This is a genomic window from Chryseobacterium balustinum (assembly GCF_900168205.1).
GTDB classification, from domain to species: domain Bacteria; phylum Bacteroidota; class Bacteroidia; order Flavobacteriales; family Weeksellaceae; genus Chryseobacterium; species Chryseobacterium balustinum.
Genome location: NZ_FUZE01000053.1, coordinates 1 through 5499, shown reverse-complemented (window position 1 = coordinate 5499; position 5499 = coordinate 1). Strand labels below are relative to the sequence as shown.

The 5499-nt window shown below is 46.7% G+C and carries 2 tRNA genes and 3 rRNA genes; all 5 read left to right on the top strand.

Annotated elements, in window-relative coordinates:
* The first annotated feature begins 180 nt into the window (after nucleotides 1–180).
* Nucleotides 181–1697, top strand: a 16S ribosomal RNA gene (locus tag B5X64_RS22245).
* A 209-nt stretch (nucleotides 1698–1906) separates the two neighbouring features.
* Nucleotides 1907–1980, top strand: a tRNA-Ile gene (locus B5X64_RS22240).
* Between the two features lie 93 nt (nucleotides 1981–2073).
* Nucleotides 2074–2147, top strand: a tRNA-Ala gene (locus B5X64_RS22235).
* Between the two features lie 203 nt (nucleotides 2148–2350).
* Nucleotides 2351–5110: ribosomal RNA gene (locus B5X64_RS22230) — 23S ribosomal RNA — on the top strand.
* Nucleotides 5111–5269: 159 nt separating this feature from the next.
* Nucleotides 5270–5377 (top strand): 5S ribosomal RNA (gene rrf, locus B5X64_RS22225).
* Together the 16S, 23S and 5S rRNA genes with 2 tRNA genes alongside form the textbook arrangement of a ribosomal RNA operon.
* The last annotated feature ends 122 nt before the right edge of the window (nucleotides 5378–5499 follow it).

Here is a 5499-nt window from a genome sequence, read left to right as displayed (position 1 = left end):
AAAAAACATTTGGTCAGTTAGTAAAAAAGTTTTACTTTTGCACACGCAAATCGGTACTGAAAACGACAGAAAATGTAGGTATCGTAAAAAGCGGAAGAATAGAGATCATTGAAAAATAATATACAACCAAGTAAGGAAAAACTAAAGCGTCAAATAACTTTGAGTGAGTCAGACAAACATACAATGGAGAGTTTGATCCTGGCTCAGGATGAACGCTAGCGGGAGGCCTAACACATGCAAGCCGAGCGGTATAGATTCTTCGGAATCTAGAGAGCGGCGTACGGGTGCGGAACACGTGTGCAACCTACCTTTATCAGGGGGATAGCCTTTCGAAAGGAAGATTAATACCCCATAATATATTGACTGGCATCAGTCGATATTGAAAACTCCGGTGGATAGAGATGGGCACGCGCAAGATTAGATAGTTGGTAGGGTAACGGCCTACCAAGTCAGTGATCTTTAGGGGGCCTGAGAGGGTGATCCCCCACACTGGTACTGAGACACGGACCAGACTCCTACGGGAGGCAGCAGTGAGGAATATTGGACAATGGGTGAGAGCCTGATCCAGCCATCCCGCGTGAAGGACGACGGCCCTATGGGTTGTAAACTTCTTTTGTATAGGGATAAACCTACTCTCGTGAGAGTAGCTGAAGGTACTATACGAATAAGCACCGGCTAACTCCGTGCCAGCAGCCGCGGTAATACGGAGGGTGCAAGCGTTATCCGGATTTATTGGGTTTAAAGGGTCCGTAGGCGGATCTGTAAGTCAGTGGTGAAATCTCATAGCTTAACTATGAAACTGCCATTGATACTGCAGGTCTTGAGTAAAGTAGAAGTGGCTGGAATAAGTAGTGTAGCGGTGAAATGCATAGATATTACTTAGAACACCAATTGCGAAGGCAGGTCACTATGTTTTAACTGACGCTGATGGACGAAAGCGTGGGGAGCGAACAGGATTAGATACCCTGGTAGTCCACGCCGTAAACGATGCTAACTCGTTTTTGGGCTTTAGGGTTCAGAGACTAAGCGAAAGTGATAAGTTAGCCACCTGGGGAGTACGTTCGCAAGAATGAAACTCAAAGGAATTGACGGGGGCCCGCACAAGCGGTGGATTATGTGGTTTAATTCGATGATACGCGAGGAACCTTACCAAGGCTTAAATGGGAATTGACAGGTTTAGAAATAGACTTTTCTTCGGACAATTTTCAAGGTGCTGCATGGTTGTCGTCAGCTCGTGCCGTGAGGTGTTAGGTTAAGTCCTGCAACGAGCGCAACCCCTGTCACTAGTTGCCATCATTCAGTTGGGGACTCTAGTGAGACTGCCTACGCAAGTAGAGAGGAAGGTGGGGATGACGTCAAATCATCACGGCCCTTACGCCTTGGGCCACACACGTAATACAATGGCCAGTACAGAGGGCAGCTACCAGGCGACTGGATGCGAATCTCGAAAGCTGGTCTCAGTTCGGATTGGAGTCTGCAACTCGACTCTATGAAGCTGGAATCGCTAGTAATCGCATATCAGCCATGATGCGGTGAATACGTTCCCGGGCCTTGTACACACCGCCCGTCAAGCCATGGAAGTTTGGGGTACCTGAAGTCGGTGACCGTAACAGGAGCTGCCTAGGGTAAAACAAGTAACTAGGGCTAAGTCGTAACAAGGTAGCCGTACCGGAAGGTGCGGCTGGAACATCTCATTTTAGAGCGTCTTAAGACGATAAACAAATAAGTGTCGCAAGACACGATGCACTTACTTAAAGTGAAGCTTTAGTTTTTATTTGGTTGATATATATAAAAAAATACAAAACCCACTAGAAATTAGTAACAGGGAAGAGAGATTGAGTATGAAGAAGAGGAAAAAGAGATATGCAAATATTACTTATTGCTCATCGCCCATTACTCATAACAAAGTCTCGTAGCTCAGCTGGTTAGAGCGCTACACTGATAATGTAGAGGTCGGCAGTTCGAGCCTGCCCGAGACTACTAATTAAGGAGTTAGGTTATAGGTATTAGGAGTTAGGAAAAGCGCAAGTCAAATACTAACAACCAAACACCAACAACTAACAACTACTAGAGGGGGAATTAGCTCAGCTGGCTAGAGCGCCTGCCTTGCACGCAGGAGGTCAAGGGTTCGACTCCCTTATTCTCCACAGTTTTGTGCGTTTGATTTAAAAGTAATATGGATAGAGCCAAAACAAATATCCATTTATCAGACGAGCAGAAAGACATAAGATCATTGACATTAACGGTAAAAATATCACAAAGAGAAAACCGAGCGCAATTAAGCGTTTGAGTTTACAAAATAATTTAACAGCAATGTTAAGCAAAAATACTGAACTAATTAATAATTAGGAAAGAAATCGTTAAGGGCGTATGGCGGATGCCTAGGCTTTCAGAGGCGACGAAGGACGTGGTAAGCTGCGAAAAGCTGCGGGGATTGGCACACACGAATTGATCCGCAGATGTCCGAATGGGGCAACCCGTCTGGTTGAAGACCAGTCACTCCGCAAGGAGAGCAAACCAGGAGAACTGAAACATCTAAGTACCCTGAGGAAAAGAAATCGAAGAGATTCCGTAAGTAGTGGCGAGCGAACGCGGATTAGCCCAAAAGCTTTTATATGTTTAATAGAATGTTCTGGAAAGAACAGCCATAGAGGGTGATAGCCCCGTATATGAAAGGCATATTTAAGTGATAAATGAGTAGGGCGGGACACGTGAAATCCTGTTTGAATATGGGGGGACCATCCTCCAAGGCTAAATACTCCTGAAAGACCGATAGTGAACAAGTACTGTGAAGGAAAGGTGAAAAGCACTTCGAATAGAAGGGTGAAATAGAACCTGAAACCGTACGCCTACAAGCGGTCGGAGCCCACAAGTTGGGTGACGGCGTGCCTTTTGCATAATGAGCCTACGAGTTAATGTTACTAGCGAGGTTAAGCACTTCAGGTGCGGAGCCGGAGCGAAAGCGAGTCTGAATAGGGCGCTTAGTTAGTAGTATTAGACGCGAAACCTTGTGATCTACCCATGGGCAGGTTGAAGCTTTGGTAACACAAAGTGGAGGACCGAACCGGTTGACGTTGAAAAGTCTTCGGATGACCTGTGGGTAGGGGTGAAAGGCCAATCAAACTGGGAGATAGCTCGTACTCCCCGAAATGCATTTAGGTGCAGCGTCGTGTATAAGTTTATTAGAGGTAGAGCTACTGATTGGATGCGGGGGAGTCAAATCCTACCAATTCCTGACAAACTCCGAATGCTAATAAATGTTCCACGGCAGTGAGGGCGCGGGTGCTAAGGTCCGTGTCCGAGAGGGAAAGAACCCAGACCAACAGCTAAGGTCCCCAAATCTCTATTAAGTTGAAGCAACGCGGTTGGACTGCATTGACAGCTAGGATGTTGGCTTGGAAGCAGCCATTCATTTAAAGAGTGCGTAACAGCTCACTAGTCGAGCGGTCCGGCATGGATAATAATCGGGCATAAATAGAGTACCGAAGCTATGGATTTATATCATTAGATATATCTGGTAGGGGAGCATTCTGTTTGCACAGAAGCTGAGTCGTGAGGCTTGGTGGAGCGTACAGAAAAGAAAATGTAGGCATAAGTAACGATAAAGCGGGCGAGAAACCCGCTCACCGAAAGACTAAGGTTTCCTCAGCCATGCTAATCAGCTGAGGGTTAGTCGGGACCTAACGCGAACCCGAAAGGGGTAGTGGATGGACAATGGGTTAATATTCCCATACTTGCTCACACTAAAAAGGGGACGGAGTGCCGTACTTACTGGAGACTGACGGAATAGTCAAGACCTAGCCTTCGGGCGAAGTTGTTGTAGGGAAAGTGCTTCCAAGAAAAGCCGAAGTGAAGCAACCCGTACCATAAACCGACACAGGTAGTCGAGGAGAGAATCCTAAGGTGCTAGAGTGAATCATGGTTAAGGAACTAGGCAAAATAGTCTCGTAACTTCGGGAGAAGAGACGCCATCAGCAATGGTGGCCGCAGTAAAAAGGCCCAGGCGACTGTTTATCAAAAACACAGGACTCTGCAAAATCGAAAGATGCAGTATAGGGTCTGACACCTGCCCGGTGCTGGAAGGTTAAGGAAGGGCGTTAGCAGCAATGCGAAGCGTTTAACTGAAGCCCCAGTAAACGGCGGCCGTAACTATAACGGTCCTAAGGTAGCGAAATTCCTTGTCGGGTAAGTTCCGACCTGCACGAATGGTGTAACGATCTGGGCACTGTCTCAACCATGAGCTCTGTGAAATTGTAGTCTCGGTGAAGATGCCGAGTACCCGCAATGGGACGAAAAGACCCTGTGAACCTTTACTATAACTTCGTATTGACTTTGAGTAAGTAATGTGTAGGATAGGTGGGAGACTTTGAAGCAGGCACGCTAGTGTTTGTGGAGTCAACGTTGAAATACCACCCTTTACTTACTTGGAGCCTAACTTCTTTTAGAAGGACACTGCGTGGTGGGTAGTTTGACTGGGGTGGTCGCCTCCAAAAGAGTAACGGAGGCTTTCAAAGGTACCCTCAGCACGCTTGGTAACCGTGCGTAGAGTGTAATGGCATAAGGGTGCTTGACTGTGAGACCTACAAGTCGATCAGGTGCGAAAGCAGGACATAGTGATCCGGTGGTTCCGTATGGAAGGGCCATCGCTCATAGGATAAAAGGTACTCCGGGGATAACAGGCTAGTCTCCCCCAAGAGCTCATATCGACGGGGAGGTTCGGCACCTCGATGTCGGCTCGTCACATCCTGGGGCTGGAGAAGGTCCCAAGGGTTGGGCTGTTCGCCCATTAAAGTGGCACGCGAGCTGGGTTCAGAACGTCGTGAGACAGTTCGGTCTCTATCTATTGCGGGCGTTAGATGTTTGAGAGGGCTTGAATCTAGTACGAGAGGACCGATTTGAACAAACCTCTGGTGTATCAGTTGTTCCGCCAGGAGCACCGCTGAGTAGCTACGTTTGGAAGAGATAAGCACTGAAAGCATATAAGTGCGAAACTCGCCTCAAGATGAGACATCTTTTAAGGGTCGTGGGAGATGACCACGTTGATAGGCTACAGGTGTAAAGTTGGTAACAGCATAGCCGAGTAGTACTAATTACCCGTAGATTTATAGCCTAATTGGCGAATGCTTAATTGCGCAATTAAAGGTTCTCTCTTTGTGAATATTCTTATCGATAAAACAGGTATCGGATGATAGATACAAGGTAGGAGGTAGCAGTTTAAAGCTATTACCTAATCCCTATAATCTACAACCTGAACCTTATATACAACCTTTAGGGTGGTTTTAGCGGTGGGGCTCACCTGTTCCCATTCCGAACACAGAAGTTAAGCCCACCAGCGCCGATGGTACTGCGAAAGCGGGAGAGTAGGTCGCCGCCAGTTTTTTTTAAAGTCTCATACATTATTTGTATGAGACTTTTTTTTTGTTATAAACTTTTGAAGATGGGCAATAAGTAATTTTGCCTATTGCCTATTGCCTATTGCCTATTGCCTATTGCCTATTG